The sequence below is a fragment of the Bradyrhizobium sp. PRIMUS42 genome, from assembly GCF_023006515.1.
Lineage (GTDB): Bacteria > Pseudomonadota > Alphaproteobacteria > Rhizobiales > Xanthobacteraceae > Bradyrhizobium.
Map to the genome: position 1 here is coordinate 1 of NZ_JALBGZ010001019.1, position 1671 is coordinate 1671.

Below are 1671 nucleotides of genomic sequence, written 5' to 3' on the forward strand. Positions count from 1 at the left end.
CCGGCGGCGGCAGGCGCGGCGGAGGCTACCGGCAGGGCCGCGGGAGCAGCTGCCATCGGCACAGGCATGGTCGCAGCAACGCTGATATTGCGGGCGACACGCAGGCGCAGGCCGGCACGTTCGATCTCGATCTCGGTGAGACTGGTCTCATCGAGCAGCAATGCGAGCTCGCGGACGAGCGCGGAATCCTCGCTGGAAAACTTTGCGGCTGCTTTGTCGTCTGGCTGGCGCGCCATGTTCTTTGATCCGAATGTTCTGTTTGATGAGGGAGCTTCAGGCTTTGGGCTTGATGGCAAGCTTGGCGGCAAGGCCCTGGATGGCGAGGCGGTAGCCCTCGATGCCGAAACCGCAAAGCGAGGCGAAGGCCGCGCGCGCGGTGTAGGAGTGGTGACGAAAGCTCTCGCGGGCATGGATGTTGGTCACATGCACTTCGACCGTCGGGATCTGCACCGCGAGCAGCGCGTCGTGCAATGCGATCGAGGTGTGCGAATAGCCGCCGGCATTGACGATGATGCCCTTCATCTTGCGCGCATGCGCCTCGTGGATGAAGTCGATCAGCTCGCCCTCACGGTTGGACTGCCGGCAATCGGCTTTGAGACCGAACGTCGCCGCCGTCTCCCGGCACAGCGCCTCGACGTCGGCCAGCGTGGCGTGGCCATACTTTTCCGGCTCGCGCGTCCCCAACATGTTGAGGTTCGGCCCGTTCAGGACGAGGATCGTGTCGGTTGCAGGTTCAGCCATTCCAATCCCGGAAGAGGTGCTCGGCGTGGCGGGGGTTATAGGTAACAAAGCGCGTGAGGGGAAGCCTTGACGGCCTCCCGGAAGGGTTCAGGTACCTCATCCCAGGTACAAAAACTTGTGCGGAAGCTACGGAAATTGCTTGTTAACCAGTTCGAAGCATGGCTGCCGGCGGGGACGGATGGCCGGGGCCGGCCAAGGCCAAACGCCCCCGCCGATCTCTCGGCAGGGGCTGATCTGGGTTTCAGCGAAGCAGCTTAGCCTTCGATGATGTAAACGATCTCGCGCGTCTGCGGACGGACGATCACGTACTGGCCGCGGACGAAGATCACTTCATAGCCACGCCACTGCGGGTAGATCTCGACGATCCGGGGCGGCAGCGGGTGGAAGTGGACGGACGCCGGGACCGCGGTGCCGACCGAGATGTTGAAGTTGACGTTCGTGGTCTCCTCGATCTTGGTCGACTTGATCGCGGTCGAGATTTCCGTCCGCTTCTCGGGCGGCGGCGCGGCGGCGGTGGCCGAAGCGTTACCGGTCGTGGTCTGCGACTTGGTGTCGGTGGAGGCCGGGCGGTTCTCGGCATTGTTGCTCTTGGCAGCGCCGCCGGCCTTGTTGTCTTCGGCCTTCATGTCCTTGGCACCGGACTTGGTGGAATCGGACTTGGTCGTCGAGTCAGAGCTCATGCTCTTCGACTTGTCCGGCGCAGACTTATCCTGCGCGCCCTGGGCGTGCTCGCCCTTCATGCCGGCCTTCTCGTCAGCCGCGTTCTTGTTCATCGTGCCGGACTTTTCCATCCCGCCGGACTTGTCCGCGGCGCCGGATTTCTCCATCGCGCCGGACGACTTGTCGTCGGCGGCTCCGCCGGGCTTCATGGCGCCGCCGGCCTGGCCAACGGTGCCCTTGTCATGGCTCACGGAGTCGCGGCCCATCGAG

2 protein-coding genes and 1 pseudogene are annotated in these 1671 nt (G+C 64.1%); all 3 read right to left on the reverse strand.

From position 1 onward, the window contains the following. A pseudogene (locus MOV75_RS37005) lies at window positions 1–236 on the reverse strand (acetyl-CoA carboxylase, biotin carboxyl carrier protein); the annotation flags it as partial. Between the two features lie 37 nt (window positions 237–273). Further along, window positions 274–741 (reverse strand): type II 3-dehydroquinate dehydratase, encoded by a 468-nt coding sequence (aroQ, locus tag MOV75_RS37010; protein WP_092262044.1) that lies wholly within the window; start codon window positions 739–741, stop codon window positions 274–276. A 254-nt stretch (window positions 742–995) separates the two neighbouring features. Beyond that, the coding region (locus MOV75_RS37015; protein WP_247007856.1) for a DUF1236 domain-containing protein at window positions 996–1671 on the reverse strand (676 nt) is incomplete at its 5' end.